At 63.4% G+C, this 19956-nt stretch carries 23 protein-coding genes; 11 read left to right on the top strand and 12 right to left on the bottom strand.

All coding sequences use genetic code 11. The features are described 5' to 3' along the window. Positions 1 to 39: 39 nt before the first annotated feature. The gene (locus NKJ09_RS05785; protein ID WP_023721879.1) at positions 40 to 207 is read left to right on the top strand and encodes a hypothetical protein; all 168 of its coding nucleotides are present in this window, start codon (positions 40 to 42) and stop codon (positions 205 to 207) included. Positions 208 to 239: 32 nt separating this feature from the next. Here NKJ09_RS05785 and NKJ09_RS05780 read toward each other — a convergent pair whose 3' ends face one another. The 5 genes from NKJ09_RS05780 to ccmA all read right to left on the bottom strand — a co-directional run bounded on the left by NKJ09_RS05780 (position 240) and on the right by ccmA (position 2747). After that, a complete protein-coding gene (locus NKJ09_RS05780) occupies positions 240 to 815 on the bottom strand; it encodes a DsbE family thiol:disulfide interchange protein (RefSeq protein WP_352762458.1) in 576 nt (191 codons plus the stop codon). Next, positions 812 to 979, bottom strand: a complete 168-nt coding sequence (gene ccmD, locus NKJ09_RS05775; protein ID WP_352494038.1) for a heme exporter protein CcmD — start codon at positions 977 to 979, stop codon at positions 812 to 814. Before ccmD ends, NKJ09_RS05780 begins: the two co-directional genes overlap by 4 nt. A gap of 102 nt (positions 980 to 1081) precedes the next feature. Continuing rightward, entirely contained in the window at positions 1082 to 1459 is a 378-nt protein-coding gene (locus NKJ09_RS05770) for an Imm50 family immunity protein (RefSeq protein WP_352481064.1), read from the bottom strand. Continuing rightward, positions 1459 to 2124, bottom strand: a complete 666-nt coding sequence (gene ccmB / locus NKJ09_RS05765) for a heme exporter protein CcmB (protein WP_352481065.1) — start codon at positions 2122 to 2124, stop codon at positions 1459 to 1461. Before ccmB ends, NKJ09_RS05770 begins: the two co-directional genes overlap by 1 nt. Next, the gene (ccmA, locus tag NKJ09_RS05760) at positions 2118 to 2747 is read right to left on the bottom strand and encodes a heme ABC exporter ATP-binding protein CcmA (RefSeq protein ID WP_352494037.1); all 630 of its coding nucleotides are present in this window, start codon (positions 2745 to 2747) and stop codon (positions 2118 to 2120) included. Before ccmA ends, ccmB begins: the two co-directional genes overlap by 7 nt. Before the next feature lie 283 nt (positions 2748 to 3030). Between ccmA and acnA the strand changes: the two genes are divergently transcribed. Beyond that, positions 3031 to 5721 (top strand): aconitate hydratase AcnA, encoded by a 2691-nt coding sequence (acnA, locus tag NKJ09_RS05755; protein WP_352481066.1) that lies wholly within the window; start codon positions 3031 to 3033, stop codon positions 5719 to 5721. 67 nt (positions 5722 to 5788) lie between these two features. Here the strand turns inward: acnA and NKJ09_RS05750 are convergent, their stop codons facing one another. Further along, positions 5789 to 6451 carry a ceramidase domain-containing protein gene (locus NKJ09_RS05750; protein WP_023721887.1) on the bottom strand — a complete coding sequence of 221 codons (663 nt, stop codon included), beginning with the start codon at positions 6449 to 6451 and terminating at the stop codon, positions 5789 to 5791. A 175-nt stretch (positions 6452 to 6626) separates the two neighbouring features. Between NKJ09_RS05750 and NKJ09_RS05745 the strand changes: the two genes are divergently transcribed. Next, positions 6627 to 7376, top strand: coding sequence for a DUF1223 domain-containing protein (locus NKJ09_RS05745; protein ID WP_023721888.1), 750 nt, complete (start codon positions 6627 to 6629; stop codon positions 7374 to 7376). 599 nt (positions 7377 to 7975) lie between these two features. Then, positions 7976 to 8362, top strand: coding sequence for a DUF2794 domain-containing protein (locus tag NKJ09_RS05740; RefSeq protein WP_023721889.1), 387 nt, complete (start codon positions 7976 to 7978; stop codon positions 8360 to 8362). Between the two features lie 4 nt (positions 8363 to 8366). Here NKJ09_RS05740 and NKJ09_RS05735 read toward each other — a convergent pair whose 3' ends face one another. The 4 genes from NKJ09_RS05735 to NKJ09_RS05720 all read right to left on the bottom strand — a co-directional run bounded on the left by NKJ09_RS05735 (position 8367) and on the right by NKJ09_RS05720 (position 13359). Then, complete coding sequence (locus NKJ09_RS05735; protein WP_352494036.1) at positions 8367 to 8936, bottom strand: GNAT family N-acetyltransferase; 570 nt, start codon at positions 8934 to 8936, stop codon at positions 8367 to 8369. A 164-nt stretch (positions 8937 to 9100) separates the two neighbouring features. Beyond that, positions 9101 to 9880: a Bax inhibitor-1/YccA family protein gene (locus NKJ09_RS05730; protein WP_254817871.1), complete on the bottom strand. Its 780-nt coding sequence runs from the start codon at positions 9878 to 9880 to the stop codon at positions 9101 to 9103. 219 nt (positions 9881 to 10099) lie between these two features. Next, positions 10100 to 12649 (bottom strand): ABC transporter permease, encoded by a 2550-nt coding sequence (locus tag NKJ09_RS05725; RefSeq protein ID WP_352515627.1) that lies wholly within the window; start codon positions 12647 to 12649, stop codon positions 10100 to 10102. Next, positions 12649 to 13359 carry an ABC transporter ATP-binding protein gene (locus NKJ09_RS05720; RefSeq protein WP_023721893.1) on the bottom strand — a complete coding sequence of 237 codons (711 nt, stop codon included), beginning with the start codon at positions 13357 to 13359 and terminating at the stop codon, positions 12649 to 12651. The genes NKJ09_RS05725 and NKJ09_RS05720 overlap by 1 nt, the downstream gene beginning before the upstream one ends. Before the next feature lie 108 nt (positions 13360 to 13467). Here NKJ09_RS05720 and NKJ09_RS05715 point away from each other — a divergent pair, with 108 nt between their 5' ends. The 4 genes from NKJ09_RS05715 to NKJ09_RS05700 all read left to right on the top strand — a co-directional run bounded on the left by NKJ09_RS05715 (position 13468) and on the right by NKJ09_RS05700 (position 15604). Beyond that, positions 13468 to 14112: an arylesterase gene (locus NKJ09_RS05715; protein ID WP_023721894.1), complete on the top strand. Its 645-nt coding sequence runs from the start codon at positions 13468 to 13470 to the stop codon at positions 14110 to 14112. A 137-nt stretch (positions 14113 to 14249) separates the two neighbouring features. Continuing rightward, positions 14250 to 14846 (top strand): RNA 2',3'-cyclic phosphodiesterase, encoded by a 597-nt coding sequence (gene thpR / locus NKJ09_RS05710; RefSeq protein ID WP_352481070.1) that lies wholly within the window; start codon positions 14250 to 14252, stop codon positions 14844 to 14846. A 6-nt stretch (positions 14847 to 14852) separates the two neighbouring features. Continuing rightward, positions 14853 to 15149, top strand: coding sequence for a 4a-hydroxytetrahydrobiopterin dehydratase (locus tag NKJ09_RS05705; protein ID WP_023721896.1), 297 nt, complete (start codon positions 14853 to 14855; stop codon positions 15147 to 15149). Between the two features lie 92 nt (positions 15150 to 15241). Beyond that, positions 15242 to 15604 (top strand): YkvA family protein, encoded by a 363-nt coding sequence (locus NKJ09_RS05700; RefSeq protein ID WP_023721897.1) that lies wholly within the window; start codon positions 15242 to 15244, stop codon positions 15602 to 15604. A 45-nt stretch (positions 15605 to 15649) separates the two neighbouring features. Here NKJ09_RS05700 and NKJ09_RS05695 read toward each other — a convergent pair whose 3' ends face one another. Then, positions 15650 to 16258 (bottom strand): methyltransferase family protein, encoded by a 609-nt coding sequence (locus NKJ09_RS05695; RefSeq protein WP_352494034.1) that lies wholly within the window; start codon positions 16256 to 16258, stop codon positions 15650 to 15652. Between the two features lie 362 nt (positions 16259 to 16620). Here NKJ09_RS05695 and NKJ09_RS05690 point away from each other — a divergent pair, with 362 nt between their 5' ends. The 3 genes from NKJ09_RS05690 to NKJ09_RS05680 all read left to right on the top strand — a co-directional run bounded on the left by NKJ09_RS05690 (position 16621) and on the right by NKJ09_RS05680 (position 19150). Further along, on the top strand, positions 16621 to 17127 hold the full coding sequence (locus NKJ09_RS05690) for an invasion associated locus B family protein (RefSeq protein ID WP_023721899.1): 507 nt from the start codon (positions 16621 to 16623) through the stop codon (positions 17125 to 17127). A gap of 314 nt (positions 17128 to 17441) precedes the next feature. Beyond that, positions 17442 to 18674 carry a dual-specificity RNA methyltransferase RlmN gene (gene rlmN / locus NKJ09_RS05685; RefSeq protein ID WP_352481073.1) on the top strand — a complete coding sequence of 411 codons (1233 nt, stop codon included), beginning with the start codon at positions 17442 to 17444 and terminating at the stop codon, positions 18672 to 18674. Continuing rightward, positions 18671 to 19150 carry a hypothetical protein gene (locus tag NKJ09_RS05680; RefSeq protein ID WP_023721901.1) on the top strand — a complete coding sequence of 160 codons (480 nt, stop codon included), beginning with the start codon at positions 18671 to 18673 and terminating at the stop codon, positions 19148 to 19150. The genes rlmN and NKJ09_RS05680 overlap by 4 nt, the downstream gene beginning before the upstream one ends. On the opposite strand, the gene NKJ09_RS05675 is transcribed toward NKJ09_RS05680, so the two are convergent. Further along, complete coding sequence (locus tag NKJ09_RS05675; RefSeq protein WP_023721902.1) at positions 19122 to 19763, bottom strand: LysE family translocator; 642 nt, start codon at positions 19761 to 19763, stop codon at positions 19122 to 19124. The two genes, NKJ09_RS05680 and NKJ09_RS05675, sit on opposite strands and share 29 nt — an antisense overlap. Between the last annotated feature and the right edge of the window lie 193 nt (positions 19764 to 19956).

The raw sequence follows: 19956 nt of genomic DNA, 5'->3' as shown, positions 1-19956 counted from the left end.
ACAACTGGCCGCGAAATGCGGCGCAAAAGGAAACTCGCTATGATCATCGACAGCCTCATGAGCCGCGCTCGCGCCAGCATCGCCAAGCGCCGGCATTACAACCGCCTCGTCGCCGAAATCGACAGCTTCAGCAGCCGCGACCTCGCCGACATGCGCGCCGACCGCTCAGAAATGCTCTATCAGGTCCACAAGCAGATCTACGGCTGAGTCTTCGGTCGACCTATCACGATCGGCGGGCATCAGCCCGGCACGGCCAGCGCCTTCTCGATCTCCGGCAGCAGCAGCGTCTGCGCCGAGTCCGGCGTCAGCGGCCCGACATGCTTGTAGGCGATCTTGCCATCCTTGCCGATGACGAAGGTCTCCGGCACGCCGTAGACACCCCAGTCGATCGCCGTGCGCCCGGCCTGGTCGACGCCGATCGCCTGGAACGGATTGCCGAGATCGCCAAGGAACCGACGGGCGTTTTCCGGCTGGTCCTTGTAGTTCAGCGCTGCCATGACGAAGCGTCTGTCCTGCGACAGCGCCAGCAGCACCGGATGCTCGTCGCGGCACGGCGCGCACCAGGACGCGAAGACGTTGACCAGCGTCACCTTGCCGGCGAACTGTTTTGAATCGAGGCCCGGCAAATTGGTGCCTTCGAGCGCCGGCAGATTGGTCTGCGGCGCCGGCAGGCCGATCAGTGCCGACGGCACTTCCGAAACGTCGCGCCCGGACAACAGCTGCGCCAGGAACAATCCCGTCAGCCCGAGAAAGACCAGCAGCGGCAGCAGCACGATCAGGCGGCGGCGCGCCGGAGTTTCCGTTTCCGTGCTCATGATTTTGCTGCCTTGTCGGAGCGCCGGCGCACGCCGGACGCCTCCAGCTCGGCGAGCTCTCGCTTGCGGCCGCGCTGGTCGAGCAGGATCCAGCCAACCAGCCCGGCCAGCACCACGGCCGTAATGGCATAGGCGGCGGTGACATAAAGGGCGTGCACGCTCATTTTCCCGATCCAAGGCTTCTCACGGCGAAATTCATAGCCTCACCGGCTGTTTGCCGCAATGAACGGGTCTGCGGCAGATTTGCGGTTATCGCAAGCCGAAGGTCACTGCGAAAGCAAAACACCTGATATGTTTTTGATACGCATGTATTGGCACGTGAGGGACAGCCTGACAGCTCCTTCGCAGGTAAGCAGGATTCTACCGGCGTCATCCCACATCCTGATTGCACTGGAGCCATGGCTCTGGAACTTGCGAAGGCTAATGGATTCGACCGCGATGAACTCAAGCCCGAAAGACACGGCATTGAACGCCGCCCATTTGGCGGGAGGCCGGTAGGGGAGGACGGTCGAGATGAAGGAAAGGTGCATGCTAGGCCCGTTGCGGTCCATCTTGGCCCCGGTAACCTCGACGGAGGACAGATCGGGGTAGTTGCCGTAGATGGTCTGGAGAAAGATCGGGTTCTCTATGCGCAGCGGCCACATCAATCCGTTCCGTGCCGCAGCGCCAGCGCCGCTGCCACCGGCCCGAGCACGGCAAGAAACAGGGTCAGCGCGGTAAGAATGAGGAAGGGCTGCAGGAAGGGATCGGGGTCCGCCACCGCGCCATAGCTTGCCGATACGCCGAAGATCAGCACGGGAATGGTCAGCGGCAGCACCAGCACCGAGATCAGCAGCCCGCCGCGCGGCAATGCTACCGCCACCGCGGCACCGGCGGCACCGATGAAGGTGATCGCCGGCGTGCCTACCAGAAGCGTCAGCGCCGTGGCACCGATGCCGATGGGCTCCATGTTCATGAACAGGCCGAGCAGGGGAGCCGCGATGACCAGCGGCAACACGCTACCCGCCCAATGCGCCAGGCATTTCGTCAGCACGGTCAGGGCCAGCATGTGCCGGTCGTTGCCAAGCACCAGAAGATCGAGCGAGCCGTCCTCGCGGTCAGCCTGGAACAGCCGGTCGAGGCCGAGCAGGCAGGCCAGCAAGGCGGCGATCCACAGGATCGCCGGGCCGATGCGGGCCAGCAGCTTCAGGTCGGGACCGACGCCGAAGGGGATGGTCGCGATAACGGCGAGAAAGAAAATCACGCCAGTCAGCGCCCCGCCGCCGGCGCGGATACTTAAGCGGATGTCGCGGAGAAAGAGGGCTAGCATGATGTGAGATGCTTTCGCCCAGGCACCCCCATCACAAGCTCCCTCGCCCCCTCCAGCCCCAGCGGCAAATGCGTGGCCGCAACCACGATCCCCCCACCATCGAGATGCTTCCGCAGTAGCCCGCCGAATCTCTCCTCCGAAGCCTTGTCCAGTCCCGCCGTCGGCTCATCGAGCAGCCACAATGGCCGATGACTGACCAGCAGTTTTGCGATCGCGGCGCGGCGGCGCTGGCCGGTCGAGAGATAGCCGAACGGCAGATGGCCGATGCCGCCCAACCCGACGGTCTCCAGCGCCTCTTCAACACCCCTGGAACCCGCGCCCGAAAAATCGCGCCAGAAGCACAGATTCTCCTTAACGGTGAGTGCGCTCTTCATCGCGTCGAGGTGGCCGAGATAGTGACAGGCCGAGGCGGCCGACGGAAAGTCTTCGCCACCACCTTCGAACCGCACACGGCCTGCCGCCACCGGCAACAGTCCGGCGATGATCCTGAGCAGCGTCGATTTGCCGGCGCCGTTCGCGCCGGTGACGACCAACGCCTGGCCATCCCCCAGCGCGAATTCGATGCCGGAAAATACCGTCTCGCCGCCGCGTTCGCCGCCCAGATTTTCGGCGATCAGCCGCATCCGTTCCCCTTCGCCGAAAGTTCAAGCGCGGCTTCGGTGCGCCGCAGCAAAAATGGCAATTCCGTGTCTAGAACTATTCCAGAAAATTCTCTATATCCGCATCATCCGTGCCAGCGGTCGGCACGGGAACCGAATTTGCGCCGAACCAGCGCGCGTGCCGCCTTGAACGGCCCGGACGCTTGGGAACGGATAGCGGAAATGGCCGTACCCGCACCTTTGCGCGTGATTTGCATGCCCACTGGCGTCCGTTCCCTCCCCGGCAACCGACAGTTAGGGATCGCACGTGTCCAAATCACTCGACAGCTTCAATTGCCGCCGCACGCTGACCGCCGGCGGCGCCGAGTACATCTACTATGACCTTGTCGAGGCCGAAAAGAACGGCCTCACCGGCATCGCTCAATTGCCCTATTCGATGAAGGTGCTGCTGGAGAACCTGCTGCGCAACGAGGACGGCCGTTCCGTCACCAAGGAGAGCATCCAGGCGGTCGCCGGCTGGCTGACAGACCGGGGCACTGCCGGCGTCGAGATCGCCTATCGCCCGGCCCGCGTGCTGATGCAGGATTTCACCGGCGTTCCGGCTGTGGTCGACCTTGCCGCCATGCGCGACGCCATGGCCTCGCTCGGCGGCGACCCGCAAAAAATCAATCCGCTGGTGCCGGTCGATCTGGTCATCGACCATTCGGTCATCGTCGACGAATTCGGCACGCCGCTGGCTTTCGCCCGCAATGTCGAGCTTGAGTATGAGCGCAATGAGGAACGCTACAAATTCCTGAAATGGGGCCAGCAGGCGTTCCGCAATTTCCGCGTCGTGCCGCCCGGCACCGGCATCTGCCATCAAGTCAACCTTGAGTACCTCGGCCAGGTCGTGTGGACCAACAGCGAAGATGGCGAGACCACCGCCTATCCCGACACCTGCGTCGGCACCGATTCGCACACCACCATGATCAACGGCCTCGGCGTGCTCGGCTGGGGCGTCGGCGGCATCGAGGCCGAGGCCGCGATGCTCGGCCAGCCGGTTTCCATGCTGTTGCCCGAAGTGATCGGCTTTCGCCTCACCGGCAGGCTGAGGGAAGGCGTCACCGCCACCGACCTGGTGCTCACCGTCACGCAGATGCTGCGCAAGAAGGGCGTCGTCGGCAAGTTCGTCGAATTCTTCGGTCCGGGCCTGTCCAACATGACGCTGGCCGATCGTGCCACCATCGGCAACATGGCGCCGGAATATGGTGCCACCTGCGGCTTCTTCCCGGTCGACAGCGAAACCATCCGCTACCTCACTATGTCCGGCCGTGACGAAAGCCGCATCGCCCTGGTCGAGGCTTATTCGAAGGCGCAAGGCCTATGGCGCGACGTCGGCTCGGCCGATCCGGTCTTCACCGATCTGCTCGAGCTCGATCTCGGCAGTGTCGTCCCGTCGATGGCCGGCCCGAAGCGGCCGGAAGGCCGCGTGGCACTTGAAGACATTCCGGCCGGCTTCGACAAGGCCATGGAGACCGAGTACAAGAAGGCCGCCGAAATCGACAAGCGCTATGCCGTCGAGGGCACGGACTACGATCTTGGCCATGGCGATGTCGTCATCGCCGCCATTACCTCCTGCACCAACACCTCGAACCCGAGCGTGCTGATCGGCGCCGGGCTGTTGGCGCGCAACGCCAACCGGCTCGGCCTCAAGCAGAAGCCGTGGGTCAAGACCTCACTGGCGCCGGGCAGCCAGGTCGTCGCCGAATATCTGGAGAAATCCGGTCTGCAGAAGGAGCTCGACCAGATCGGCTTCAACCTGGTCGGCTTCGGCTGCACCACCTGTATCGGCAATTCCGGCCCGCTGCCGGCGCCGATCTCCAAGACCATCAACGATAAGGGCTTGATTGCTGCGGCAGTCTTGTCCGGCAACCGCAATTTCGAAGGCCGCGTCTCGCCCGACGTGCAGGCGAACTATCTCGCCTCGCCGCCGCTGGTCGTCGCCCACGCGCTGGCCGGGACCGTGACCAAGGATCTGACCACCGAGCCGCTCGGCGAGGATCGCAACGGCAATCCGGTCTATCTCAAGGACATCTGGCCGAGTTCAGTCGAGATCCAGGAATTCATCGAGAAGAATGTCACGCGCGAATTGTTCGCCCGCAAATATGCCGACGTCTTCAAGGGCGACGAGTACTGGCAGAACGTCAAGGCGCCGGAAGGCCAGACCTATGCCTGGGACGACAATTCGACCTATGTGCAGAACCCACCCTATTTCGCCGGCATGACATCAGGCTTCGGCAAGATCGGCGATATCAAGGGCGCGCGTGTGCTCGGTCTGTTCGGCGATAAGATCACCACCGACCACATTTCGCCGGCCGGTTCGATCAAGGCGGCCTCCCCGGCCGGCAAGTACCTCACCGACCACGGCGTCGGCGTCGCCGATTTCAACCAGTATGGCACGCGCCGCGGCAACCACGAGGTGATGATGCGCGGCACCTTCGCCAACATCCGCATCCGCAACCACATGCTGGGCGAGAACGGCCGCGAGGGCGGCTACACCATCCATTACCCGTCGAAGGAAGAGGAATCGATCTACGACGCCGCCATGCACTACAAGAAGGAGGGCGTGCCGCTGGTCATCTTCGCCGGCGTCGAATATGGCAACGGCTCGTCGCGCGACTGGGCGGCCAAGGGTACGAATCTGCTCGGTGTCCGCGCGGTCATCGCCCAGTCCTTCGAGCGCATCCACCGCTCCAACCTGGTCGGCATGGGCGTAATCCCCTTCGTCTTCGAGGAAGGCACCTCGTGGGCCTCGCTCAACCTCAAGGGCGACGAACTGGTCGAGATCGACGGACTGAGCAACATCAAGCCGCGGCAGAAGATGATCGCCAGGATCACCTATGGCGACGACAGCGTCAAAGAGGTTCCGATCATCTGCCGCATCGATACGCTGGACGAGCTCGACTACTTCAAGAATGGCGGCATCCTGCAATACGTGCTGCGCGACCTTGCGGCTTAAGGGAGTAGGGCAATAAGGGAGTAGGGCAGTAGGGGAAGCAAGGACAAGCACCTACTGCCCTACTGCCCTACTTTGGCTTTCCAAACCGCGCTGTCGCCGCCAGCAGCACGCCGAGCATCAGCCCGTTGAGGATGTGCCACAGGAAATGCGTGCCGAGCGGAAAGCCGCCGCAGACCAGCGGATCGATCATCCGGCAGACGACCGACACGACGAAGATCGCCGAACCCGCCAGATTGTACCAGCCGGCACGATTGCCGCTGGCCGCCACCCAGGCGCCGAAGAAGGCAAGCGCCAGGAAGGGCGGCAGGTAGCCGGTCGTGCCGTTCGACGCTTGGCGCAGCCAGTCCGGCACGGCAAAGGTCACCAGCCCGGCAACGGCGTAAAAGGCGACGAAGATGACGATCGCCTTGCCCCATTTCATGCCGAGAAAACGTCGCAGGTTGAACAGCGTGTAGGCCAGCGTGAACCCTGCAATCGGCAGCACGTCGGCCAGGATCATTCCCCTTGTGGCAAAGGTGTGGAACAGCGACGAGCCGACGCCGATCGCCACCACCCACCAGGCCAGCACTTCGGCGAAGGCGCCGGTGCCGCGCTTGCGCACCTGCCAGACACCCCATAGCCCGGCGGCAAAAAAAGCCAGATTGCTCAGCGCATTGAGCGGTTCAGCCCAGAATTCCGGCCCCGTCCGTTCGCAATAGAGGTCGACCGGCGCCAGGAGAGATTGCCACATGCTGATTGCCGCCCGAATCGCTTCCATCGTGAAGTGCGCGTCCACCTATTGCGCCCTTGCCAGCGGTTGCAACGGCAAAATTTCACCGCAACGTGACTTCCCGTTGACTGCCGCTTCTGCCACATATTTCGACAATCAGAACAAAGCCGGCATCACCGGCGGGATCGGAACGGCCATGTCATCTCGAAGACCATTGCGGCTTGCGGCCGTTGCGCTGGCTCTCTCGGCGTTTGCCGGAAGCGCCTTCGCCGAGCAGGCCGACAAGCCATTAGGCGTCGTCGAGCTCTTCACCAGCCAGGGATGTAATTCCTGTCCGCCGGCCGACGAATTCTTTGCCGAGCTCGCCGCCAAGGAGAACATCGTCGCGCTCGCCTATCATGTCGACTATTGGGATTACCTCGGCTGGCAGGATACGCTGAGCCGCAAGGAAAATACCGAGCGGCAATATGAGTATATGCGCGCCTTCGGCAGCCGTTCCGTCTACACCCCGCAAGCCGTCATCAACGGCCGCAGCCATGTCAATGGCGCCAGCCGCAAGGAAGTCGACGGCGCGCTGGCCCGCATGGAGAGGGTCGGCGAAGGCATGCGCGTCGGCATCAAGGTCAGCCGGACCAGCGATCGCGTCATGATCGATGCCGGCGACGCCGTGACCGGCCCCGCCGACGCGCATGTCGTCATCGTCTATTTCAACCCGCCGCAGACGATCAAGATCGGCAAGGGTGAAAACACCGGCCGCAGCATGACCTACTGGAACGCCGTCTCCAGCATCCAGACCGCCGGCATGTGGCACGGCAAGGCGCAGCGCTACGAACTGCCGATGAGCGAGATCGCCAAGAAGGGCGGCTGCGCCGTGCTGCTGCAGTCGGTCGGCAAGGACGGCGTGCCCGGTCCGATCCTGGGTGCAGCCTTTATCCGCAAGCCTTAGATGGAGCGCTCTCCCTTCTCCCTTGTGGGAGAAGGTGTCGCCGAAGGCGACGGATGAGGGTGTTCCAGGGAACGCCAACGCCTCACTCCGTCCAACACCCCTCATCTGTCTCGGCGCTGCGCGCCGATCCACCTTCTTCCACAACAAGGGGAGAAGGGATAGCCGCGCTCAAGCCTCCGACGACAGCCTATCCGGATGGATCGCGCCGCCACGGCTCCAGCCAATAAAAAACCGGCGTCAGCTTGCTTCTGACGCCGGTCATTTAGGTTTTGGGATCGTCGCACCCGATCTTTCCAAGGAAAGACCGAGGTTGGTTCGATCCGACGCAGACCCGTGGGCGGGGGGCTTGGGGTTTACGAGCCGGTGCCGGACCGAACCGTCTCAGGCAACGCCGGTAAATTCGTCGGACATTGGGGCATGAGCACGGATAAAAAAAGGCAGGATTGTGGCGAAGCATCACCAATTCCAACAGGCGTTTCGCAAACGTGACTGGACGTTGGAGAAACCGCGCGGTGCTGCCGTTGCCCGGCCGGGCCTTGCAATTCGGCAACGAAAGCGCCAACTTTGGTCGGCGTACGATTCATTGCGAGGATCCAGGCATGACTGATCGCAGCAGCGGGACGGAGGATGGGGACGCATCCGCAATATTGATCCCGCTGCACGAGGCAAGACACGAACGCCTCGACCAGCCGGTGCGGTTCGACCGCCGCGAACTGGACCAGATCCTCAGGCTCTACGGCCGTATGGTCGCCGCCAATGAATGGCGCGACTATGCTATTGACCATCTCACCGACCGCGCCGTTTTTTCCGTCTTCCGTCGCACCAGCGAAGTGCCGCTTTTCCAGATCGTCAAGGATCCGAAGCTGGCGCGCCGGCAAGGCGCATTCGCCGTCATCGCCGCCGGCGGACGCATCCTCAAGCGTGGCCAGGAACTCGGCCGGGTGCTTGGCGTGTTCGACCGAACGCTGAAGCTGGTCGAGGCGTAACCCCTTATTTTTGTTTGCGGAACTTCCGCTCGGGCAGCGATTGCGGATCGGGCGGGACCGACGCTCCACCGTTGATCGGCAGTTGCATGAACACCGTGTCCAGCCAGCGTCCGTGCTTGTAGCCGGAGCCTTCCAGGCGGCCGGAATGGTGAAAGCCGAGCTTCTCGTGCAACCGCACCGAGGCGCTGTCGGGCCGGCCATCGCCAATCACCGCGATGATCTGGCGAAAGCCCGCCGCCTTGGCTGCCTCGATCAGCCTTTGCATCAGGAGCAGCCCAACGCCCTGCCCCTTGGCGTCGGGCGCGACATAGACGGAATCCTCAACCACGAAGCGGTATGCCGGGCGCGGCCGGAAAGCGCCGGCATAGGCATAGCCGAGCACAATGCCGCCTTTTTCCGCCACGAGATAGGGAAAGCCACCCGCTACCAAACTGTCGAAGCGCGCTCCCATCTCGATACGACTTGGCGGGTCGAGTTCATAGCTCGCCGTGCCGTTTGTCACCGCGTCGGCATAGATTTCCGTGATCCGGTCGAGATCGGCCGACGTCGCGGCCCGCAAGGTGATGCTGCTCATAATTTATGCACGTCGTTCATCTGCCCTATATCACAGCAAAAGCCGGCACAAAAGAAAAGGGCGGCCATTGGGCCGCCCTTTCCAAACTCGCTGGAGTCAGACCATGATCCCGAAAAGTGGAAACCGGTTTTCGGAACAGATCATGGTCAACAAAGAACGCCGTACTAGCGACGGTCGCCCATGAACTGCAGCAGGAACATGAACAGGTTGATGAAGTCGAGATAGAGCCTCAGCGCGCCCATGATCGCCTTGCGGCCGGCGACATCAGTCTCGTCACCCTCGAAATACATCTCCTTGATGTTCTGCGTGTCATAGGCGGTGAGGCCTGCGAAGATCAGCACGCCGATCGCCGAAACGGCGAAGGAAAGCGCCGACGACTGCAGGAAGATGTTGATCACCATCGCGATGATCAGGCCGACCAGGCCCATGACCAGGAACGAGCCGAACGCGGAAAGGTCGCGCTTGGTCGTGTAGCCGTAGAGCGACAGCCCGCCAAACGCGGCGGCGGTGGCGAAGAAGGTCTGCGAGATACTGGCGGTGGTGTAGACCAGGAAGATCGACGACAGCGACAGGCCGACAAGGCCGGCGTAAACCCAGAACGTCGTCTGCGCCGCCGAAACGCTCATCGATTGGACCCGGAACGACAGGAACATCACCGCTGCCAGCGGGGCAAAGATCACCAGCCATTTCAGCGGCGAGCCGAAGATCGCGTAGCCGAACGAGGTCAGCATCTCGCCGCTTGGCAACGTGGCAACCGCCGAGGCGGGATCGCTGGTGGTGGCCAGCATGATTGTGCCGACCGCGGCAAGGCCGGTGATGAGGAGGCCAAGCCCCATCAGGTTGTAGACTTTGATCATGTAGGCGCGCAGGCCCTGGTCGATGGCAGCATCGACGCCGGCGCCGGGCACGGCGCGCGTCTGATAATTGCGAACGGGATCAGCCATGGAAATCCTCATATTGCTTCTGCCCCGTCCGGTGTCAGGTCCTTTTGAACCCAGGCGCCGCTGGCGGGGCTCCAGCATGCCTGCGCCGAAATATGATGGTTCTTGGCGTAAAGGACAAGACCGTAACCGGACGTAATGCTCCGTGAAGTGCCGGAGATCCGGTTTTATTGGCCTTGCCGGTCGAAACATTAACGAGATTTAATCAAAACCGGCTCTGGCTCAAAGATTCCGCAGCACCGGCGCCGCCTTGTGGCCCAGCACCCGCCACGTGCCGGCCAGGCCGATACCCACCGTGACCACCAGTGAAAAGCCGATGGTCGCCACGGCTACCTCGGGCATGAAGTGCGATGGCAGCGTCATGATGCGCGCGACGACGTACCACGCCGCCACACCGCCCGCCGCCAGCGCGAAGATCGCGGTCGCAAGGCCGATCAGCATGTATTCCAGCGAAAAGGCCGCGATCAGCGTTTTCCTGGTCGCACCCAGGGTCTTCAGCACCACCGCGTCGTGGATGCGGGCCCGGTTGCCGGCGGCGAGCGCCCCGGCCAGCACCAGCACCGAGGCGATCAACGCCACGCCCGCCGCGGCCCTGATCGCGGTGCCGAGCTGCACCACCAGCCGGTTGACGATGTCGAGCGCGTCCTTGACCCTGACCGTCGTCACCGCGGGAAAAGCCCGGGTGACGGCATTGAGAAGATGCGCGTCGTCGGCCGCCGACGCATTCGTCTCGGTCAGCGTCGCCAACCAGCCATGCGGCGCCCCGGCGAATGTGTTGGGCGAGAACACCATGACGAAATTGATGCCCATGGTTTCCCATTCGACCTGGCGGAAATTGGCGATCTTGGCCGTGATATTGCGGCCGAGCACGTTGACGGTGATGGTGTCGCCGAGCTTCAGCCCGATCTCCTTGCCCTCCTCGGCGGAAAACGAGACCAGCGGTTCGCCGGAATAATTCCCCGGCCACCAGCTGCCCTCGGTCAGCGTTGCATTCTCCGGCAATTGTGCGTCATAGGTCAGCCCACGGTCGCCGCGCAGCACCCAGGCGCCTTCGGCCGGAACCTTGACCTTGTCGACATCGACGCCGTTGAGCGCCATCACCCGGCCGCGCAGCATCGGCACCTTGATCAGCGTGCCCTGCGGCGCCTCTTTGCCGACCAGCGCGGAGAAGGCATCGACGTCGCCGCTCTGGATATCGACGAAGAAGAAGTTCGGCGCCCGTTCCGGCAGGCTGCCGGAAATCTGCCGCCTGAGATTGCCATCGATCAGCGCCAGCGTCACCAGGAGCGTCAGCCCGAGACCCAGCGACAGCACCACGGACGGCGTCAAGGCGCCAGGCCGATGGATGTTGCCGATGGCGAGCCTGAGCGCCGTCGAGCGCACACGCGGACTTCTCTTCGCCGCCCACTGCACCAGCGTACCGACGACACGCAGCACCAGGAACGAAAAGACCGTGGCGCCGACGAAGATCGAGGCAATACGGCGGTCGCCGGAAAACAGGATCGCCAGCACCGCGAGCAGCAGCGCGATGGCCATTGCCGCGGCGACATAGAGCGGGCGGGGAAAACCGCGGCCCTCAAAACCCATTTCGCGAAACAGCGCCGTCGCTGGCACGTCGCGAGCACGGCCGAGCGGCAGCAGGGCGAAGGCCAGCGTCACCAGCAGCCCGAACAGCGCTGCCATGCCGAGGGCGCCGGGATAGAACCCACCTTCCGCCGGCACCGGAATAACCGACTGGAGTGCCGCGCTGGCCGCGAACGGCATCAGCGCGCCAAGCACAAGGCCCAGCGTGATACCGAGGGCGGCAATCATCAGGATCTGCACCAGGTAGACGGCAAAGACGAACCCGCCCGAAGCCCCCAGGCTCTTGAAGGTGGCGATGACGCCGCGCTTGCCGTCGAGATAGGCACGCACCGCATTGGCCACGCCGACGCCGCCGACCACCAGCGCCGTCAGCCCGACCAACGTCAGGAATTGCGAGAACCGCTCGATGTTCGAGGACAGCGCCGGCGCTGCGTTGCTGCGCGTGCGGATCGACCAGCCGGCCTGCGGGAACTCTTTCGCGGCCTGCTCCTGGATCGCCTTGATCTGTACTTCAGTGGTGCCGCCGGGCGGGCGGACCTTATAGGCGTTCTCGACCAGGCTGCCCGGCTGGATCAGGCCTGAAGCGGCAAGCCCGTCGGTCGACACCATCAGCCGCGGCGCAAAACCGAAGCCATCCGACACCGCATCTGGCTCGTTGACCAGCTTGGCGCGCAGCTCGAATGTCGCGCTGCCGAGCTTCAACCGGTCACCGATGCCAAGGTTCAGCCGCTCGAACAGAAGGTCCGGGGCGGCGGCGCCGAAGACACCGGATTTTTCGCCGAACAAATCCTCTCGCGACAGCACCGGCTGGGTCTCCAGCGCGCCATAGAGCGGATAGGCGCCGTCGACCGCCTTGGCCTCGACCAGCGCCTGGTCGGAGCCGTCCTCGAGCCTCGCCATCGAGCGCATGTTGGCGCTGTGCGAAACCGTGCCAAGCCGGCCGAGGAAGCTGCGTTCGGCTCTGGTCGGATCGCGCTGGTTGATCTGGAAGCGGAGATCGCCGCCGAGCAGCGTCTGACCCTGGTCGGCAACACCGGCGGAAATCGCCTGCGCCACCGAATTGACGCCGCCGATTGCCGCGACGCCGAGCGCAATGCAGGCAAGGAAGATCAGGAAACCGGACAGCCCGCCGCGCATTTCGCGCAGCGAGAACTTGAAGGCCAGCCTCAGCGTTTGCGACAGCGGCATCAGGCGGTCACCTTGCCGGCCCTGGAGGCCGGCTTGGATGCGTCCTCGATCAGCCCCGACCGCATCGACACCTGGCGCGAGCAGCGCGCCGCGAGCACCGGGTCATGCGTGACCAGCACCAGCGTCATGCCGCGTTCGGCCGCCTTGGCGAACAGCAGGTCGGCGACGTGCCGTCCCGTCGCCTGGTCGAGATTGCCGGTCGGCTCGTCGGCGATCAGGATGCGTGGCGACGGCGCCAGCGCCCGGGCGATCGCCACGCGCTGCTGCTCGCCGCCAGACAATTCGCCGGGATAATGGGTGATGCGATCGCTAAGGCCGACCGCCGCCAGTTCGCGCGCCGCCACGCCGAACGGATCGGCATGGCCGGCAAGCTCAAGCGGGACGGCGACGTTTTCCAGCGCCGTCATATTGGGGATGAGGTGGAACGACTGGAACACGATGCCGATGTTTCGCCCTCGAAACGATGCGATCTGGTCTTCGCTTTTGCCGTTGAGCAGCTCGCCGGCAATTCGTACCGCACCCGAATCGACCCTTTCAAGCCCGGCCAAAACCATCAGCAATGTCGACTTTCCCGAACCCGAAGGTCCAACGATGCCTGTCGCTTCGCCGCTCGCCACATCAAGGCTGACGCCCTTCAGCACATGCACCGAGGATGCGCCTTCGCCGAGCGTCAGCGATACGTCTTTCAGCGAAATGACGGCTTCTTCCAAAATCAAATCGTCCTATATGGGGGAAAGAGGGCTAGAGCATCCGATGCTCGACAAAGACGAAAACCTGCCTTCGCCAACAGATGTTCCTGGTCATATGGGGCCTGCCGCATGGCTTTCAAACACACTTTTGCCGCAGCCTTCGCCCTTTTCCTCGCGATCTGCAGCGCCATTTCGTCGGCGCGCGCCGAGCCCTTCACCATCGTTGGCTTCGGCGACAGCTTGATGGCGGGTTATGGCCTTGGGCCGGGTCAGGGGTTCACCGAAAAGCTGCAGGCCGCGCTTCGCGCCAAGGGCTACGATGTCACGGTCGCCAATGCCGGCGTTTCCGGCGATACGACGAGCGGCGGCCTGTCGCGGCTCGACTGGTCGGTGCCGGACGGCACGCAGCTGGTCATCCTGGAGCTCGGCGCCAACGACATGCTGCGCGGCGTTTCGCCCGCCATAGCGGAAAAGAACCTGGACGCCATGCTGGCAAAGCTGAAGCAGCGCAAGATCGCCGTGTTGCTGGCCGGGATGCGCGCGGCGCCGAATCTCGGCGCCGATTACCAGAGGGCCTTCGACGCGACCTTTCCGAGACTGGCTGAAAAATACGGCGTGCCGCTCTATCCTTTCTTTCTCGAGGGCATCGCCGGCCAATCCGTCCTGCAGCTCGAAGACGGTCTTCATCCAAACGCCCGAGGCGTCGACCGCATCGTCGAGGGTATCCTGCCCAGCGTGGAGAAGACCATTGAAGCGATCCGGGGCAATTCCTGAAGGCGAGGGTTCGCCGCCGCAACACCTTCCGCGGGGGAAGCTTTTAGGCAGGCCTGCGACCAACAAACCCCTTGCCCCGTTTGAATATCGATGATTCGCTAGGGGCAAGAGTTCGATTCGAGGACAGGAGGCTTGCCATGCCGCGTCTTTTTACCGCCCTCGAAATACCGCGTGATGCCGCTCTTTCGCTGTCCCTGCTCAGGGGCGGCCTGCCCGGAGCCCGCTGGATCGACGTCGAAAACTATCATCTGACGCTGCGCTTCATTGGCGATGTCGAGGGCCATGTCGCCGACGAAATCGCCAACGCGCTCGACCGCGTTCACCGCCCGTCCTTCCCGCTGACGCTGTCCGGCGTCGGCGCCTTCGGCCAGAAGAAGCCGCATGCGGTGTGGGCCGGGGTCGCCGCTTCGCCCGATCTTTCCGCTCTGCAAAGCGAAATCGAGCGCATCTGCCAGCGGCTCGGCATCCCGGCCGACCCGCGCAAGTTCATGCCGCATGTGACGCTGGCCCGCCTGCGCAATGCGAGCCCGCTCGACGTCGCCCAGTATCTGTCGGCGCGCGGCAATTTTTCGACGCTGCCGTTCCGGGTCGGCCGCTTCGTGCTGATGTCGTCGCGCGACTCGGTCGGCGGCGGGCCTTACGTCGTCGAGGAGGCTTGGCCGCTTTCAGGTGCCGACAACCGCGTCGCCAGCCGTTTGGCCGGCGCCGCCGACGCTTCGCGGATCATGCGGTAGACGGACATGGCCAGGGAGAAACTAGCAAAAGAGGCGATCAGCGCCGAACTTGCCGGCCTCGACGGCTGGTCGCTGGCCAAGGATGGTGGTTCGATCAGCCGCAGCTTCACTTTCAAGAATTTCTCGGAAGCCTTTGCCTTCATGACCCGCGTGGCGTTGGCGGCGGAGAAGATGGACCACCACCCCGACTGGTCGAACGTCTACAAGACGGTAAACGTGACCCTCAACACACACGACGCCGGCGGCCTGACCGCGCTAGATTTCGATCTGGCCAGGAAGATGAACCGCTATTTCGGCACCTGACGTTATCTGCACCTTGCAGCGAGGTTCGGCTTTCACCACATTTTGCCTCGCGGTCACGCGTGAAGTCACACGACGGCGGCAAGGAGAGGTTGATGGCGCAAAAATCCGGTTTTGATTTCTTCGGCCTCGGCAGCAAGCTGGGCAACGAGAGCGAAGTGCGCGAAAAGTTCTGGCGTACGGCGAAGAAGGCTGCCCGGCAGATCCCGTTCATGGAGGAGGTGGTCGCCGCCTATTACTGCGCCATGGACAAGAAGACGCCGCTGCGCGCCAAGGGCACATTGCTGGCTGCGCTCGGCTATTTCGTGCTGCCGACGGACGTCATCCCCGATTTCATCTTTGGGCTTGGCTTCACCGACGACATCGCTGTGCTGACCGCGGCGATCACAACCGTCAGCGCCCACATCACGCCGGCGCACCGGCTCGCCGCCAGGCAGGCCATCGCCGACAAGAGCTGAGCCGGTACGGCGCAAAAAATCGCGCGGGAACCGACTTTCCGGCCGTCAAAGCCACCGCCGCACCCGCGTCTTGTAGGCGCGATAGGCGTCTCCGAACTTACGCTCGAGATAACGCTCTTCCGGCGCGATGACGCCCGTATTGATCACCCACAGCAAGGGAATGACGAGCGCGATACCCCAAAGACTTCCGGCCGCGACACCGAGGCCCAGATAGATAAGGGTCGCTCCCAGATAGAACGGATTTCTGGTCCACCGATAGATACCGTCGACGACCAGCGCCGTCGTTGGCAAGGTCGGTGGTATGTTGGTTCCAGCGGCCTGAAAGCGGCCCGCCGCCATAAAGATGAGCACCAAGCCGCACACCGCGAGCACGGCGCCGGCCAGATAGCGGGCGAGGGCCTGCCCGGCCATGACCGGGAGCGGCGCGAGCACCTCGAGCACGGTTGCCGCCGCCAGGAAGCCGAGGAAGATCAAAGGCGGCAGCGCAATGACCCCCGCCACGTCGGGCGCGCCCGGTCCGCCCGCCACCTCTCCGCCATCCGACCGGGGCACCGCGCCGCTGGCCACCGCGCGGACGGCGACACGAATGCCGAACACGATCGCCAGGACGACTGTGCCGCCCGCCAGGATCAGAACTGTCTCGGAAATGGCCATGGCCAAATCTCCCGTAAGCCGCCAAGGAGGGCACCCTGGCCGAGTGCCGTGGAGCCGAACGCAGACATATACCGCCTGGCGGGAAATTCGTCACGTAGCTCTCAGAAAAGCGAGAATCGCTGCAAGACCTAGCTGCTTGAAAAGTCAAACTCTTGCCGTTTTCGTGGCCTCCAAGTCGCGGCAGGGACATTGCGCCAGCCGCTTTTTCAAGCGGCAGCGCGAAGACGGCGGCGGTTTCCTGGCGTGAACATCCTTTTCTCAGGGGAAATTCACCGTTTGGTAACCCAGATTAAATCAAAATGAAGCGACGGGCAGGACGCCGAGCCGGCCTGCCGCCGCACCAGTGGAATACGGGAAAAGCGATGCGCGGATTGATTGCTATAGTTTCCAGCCTGGCCCTGGTGGCCTTGACGGCGCCCGCGCTGGCGCAGTCGGCAACCAAGATCGGCCAGCACAATGCCTGGGGCACCTACAGCTACCAGGCGTCGGGCGGCGGCAAGGTCTGCTATGTCCTGACCGTGCCAACCGACAAGCAGCCGCCGACGCTCGATCATGGCGACATGTTCTTCTTCGTCAGCCAGCGGCCGGGGCAGCAAGTGTCCTACGAGCCGCAATTCATCGCCGGCTATACCTTCCAGGAAGGTTCCAAGGCCACCGTCACCATCGACAAGAAGTCTTTTTCGATGTTCACGCGCGGCAAGTCGGCCTGGGTCGAGAACGCCGCCGAGGAGCCGGTGCTGATCGCCGCGATGAAGACCGGCACCGACATGAAGGTGTCAGCCAAGTCCGGCCGCGGCAATACCACCACCTACGTCTTCTCGCTGAAGGGCATCTCGGCGGCGCTGGCCTCGATCGCCAAGTGCAAGTAAAGTCCTCGTCCGGGACGTTCACGACCTAACACAGCGACGTAAAGAACCAGTGTTCGTGCGGTCTTGCCTTCTCTCCTGTGGGAGAAGGTGGATTGGCGCGCAGCGCCAAGACGGTTGGGGGGTGCTGGACGGAGTGCAGGGGATGCCAAGCTGGAACACCCCTCATCCGACCGAGCTTCGCTCGGCCACCTTCTCCCACAAGGGGAGAAGGAAGAACCCCCTGCATGACTCCGCCATCAACCTGTGCTATGCGCCGCGCTTCATTTCGGGCACGATGCTGTAATCGGCCGCAAATCGCTTATATTGGCGCAACAATGACCCTTTCATTCGATCTTACCGCCGAAGGCGCGCGTGACGCGTTGCGCACCCGCACGACGCCTGAAAAGCCGTCGCTGATCGGCTTGACGCGCGCCGAACTCGGGGCCGCCCTCGTCGCCGCCGGCATCGTGCCGGAGCGCCAGGCGAAGATGCGCGCCCAGCAGCTCTGGCACTGGATCTATGTGCGCGGCGTTTCCGATTTTGCCGGCATGTTCAACATCTCCAAGGATTTGCGCGCCGCACTGGACAGGCATTTCACCGTTGCCAGGCCCGAGATCGTCGAGGAGCAGATTTCCTCCGACGGCACGCGCAAATGGCTGTTCCGCTTTCCGCCGCGCGGCGCCGGCCGGCCGGTCGAGATCGAGACCGTCTACATTCCCGAAGAAGGCCGCGGCACGCTCTGCATCTCCTCGCAGGTCGGCTGCACCCTGACCTGCTCCTTCTGCCACACCGGCACGCAAAAGCTGGTGCGCAACCTGACGGCGGAAGAAATCCTCGCCCAGCTTTTGACAGCTCGCGACCGGCTCGGCGATTTCCCCGACCGCGACACGCCCGACGGCGCCATCGTGCCGGCCGAGGGCCGGAAAGTGTCCAACGTCGTCATGATGGGCATGGGTGAGCCGCTCTACAATTTCGAGGCGGTGAAGAAGGCGCTGCTGATTGCATCCGACGGCGACGGGCTTTCCCTGTCGAAGAGGCGCATCACGCTGTCGACCTCGGGCGTCGTGCCCGAAATCTTCCGCACCGGCGAAGAGATCGGCGTCATGCTGGCAATCTCGCTGCACGCTACCAATGACGATCTGCGTGACCTTTTGGTACCGATCAACAAGAAGTATCCGCTCAACGAGCTGATCGCTGCCTGCCGTGCCTATCCCGGCCTGTCCAACGCCAAGCGCATCACCTTCGAATATGTGATGCTAAAGGACGTCAATGATTCCATCGAGGACGCCAAGGCGCTGATCAAGCTGCTCAAGGGCATCCCGGCCAAGATCAATCTGATCCCGTTCAATCCGTGGCCGGGCACCAACTACCAGTGCTCGGACTGGGAGACGATCGAGAAATTCGCCGACTACATCAACAATGCCGGCTATGCCTCGCCGATCCGCACGCCGCGCGGCCGCGACATCCTCGCCGCCTGCGGCCAACTCAAATCGGACTCCGAGCGCATGCGCAAAGTCGACCGGCTGGCGCTGGAAGCGATGATGATCGCAGGGCACGGCGAGGCGTGAATCGCGTCGTCGCCTATCTGATCCGCTTCGCCGTCATCCTGATCGGTTATGGCGTCGCCTCGCTGGCGGCCAGCGCATTTCTCAATATCATGTTTCTGGCGTCCCTGGGCTACACGCCGGAGCAGGCACCGCCGGCGGCGACGGCTTCCCTCTATTTTTCCGTCCCCTTCGTCGCGCTGTTCGTCGCCTATTTCGCTTTCATGCCGGCGGCGATCGCCATCCTGGTTTCCGAAATCCTCGGCCGGCGCGACTGGCTGTTCTATGCACTGGCGGGCGCGGCGGTGGCGGCGGTCTTCCTCGGCTTCGTCCACCAGACGAACGACGCCAATTTCGAGGTTACCAACACAAGCGTCATGCTGGCGGTGATCGGCTGCGGCATGGTCGGCGGTATTTTCTACTGGCTGAGCGCCGGCCGCTCGGCTGGGAGCTGGCGTCAAATCGGACGCCCTATTTCGCCTGGGCCGTCAGGATCTTGAGCGCGAAGGCCGAAAAAACTCCGGCAAACAGATAGTCGACGACGCGCGTCACGCGCGGGCTGGCTTTCATCGCCGCCGAGAATTTTTCCGCCGCCAGCACCATCGGCGCTGTCACCGGGACCGACAGCACGACGAACATCGCGCCGAGGAAGAACAGCTTTCCCGGCGCATTGGGATCATGCGCGGAGACGAATTGCGGCAGGAAGGTCATGAAGAACAGGATGATCTTCGGATTGAGCAGATTGACGCCGAGCCCCGCCGCCCAGCTGCGAACCAGCGATATCTGCGGCCCGCTCTTCTTCTCCGGTGAAAACGCCGACCCTTTTGTGATCGCCTGCCAGGCCAGGAAGACCAGATAGCCGGCGCCGAAAATCTTCAGCACGAAGAACGCCATCGGCGAGGCGACGATCAGCGCCGAGACGCCGACCACCACCAACGTGGTGTGGATCAGCGTGCCGCACAGCGCGCCGGCCATCGAGGCGAAGCCGGTGGCGCGGCCCTGGCTCAGCGTGCGCGACACGAACAGCGTCATGTCCGGCCCAGGCGTAATCGCCAGGATCACCGTCGCGATGGCGAATTGGATAAGCGTAGCGTTGTCGGGAATGAAGGACATTGGCGGCCTCGGACAAGAAGGCGCAGCCTATAGCGCAGGCGCCTCGCCGACGCCAGCATCTCGCCGCCACGGCGTCTGGTCCAGCGCTTGCGATAGTGTCCTGAAGGTTCTGCAAAAAGTTTTGGAGAGAGAACGGCGCTTGCTCTGAAGGGCGAGCGGCCATGGCACGGTGGTGACGTTGCAATCACCGATT

It is taken from the genome of Mesorhizobium sp. M0189 (genome assembly GCF_040322135.1).
In the GTDB taxonomy this organism is placed as follows: domain Bacteria; phylum Pseudomonadota; class Alphaproteobacteria; order Rhizobiales; family Rhizobiaceae; genus Mesorhizobium.
Note: the sequence above shows the minus strand (reverse complement) of the source record. Positions and strands in the feature narration are given on the sequence as shown.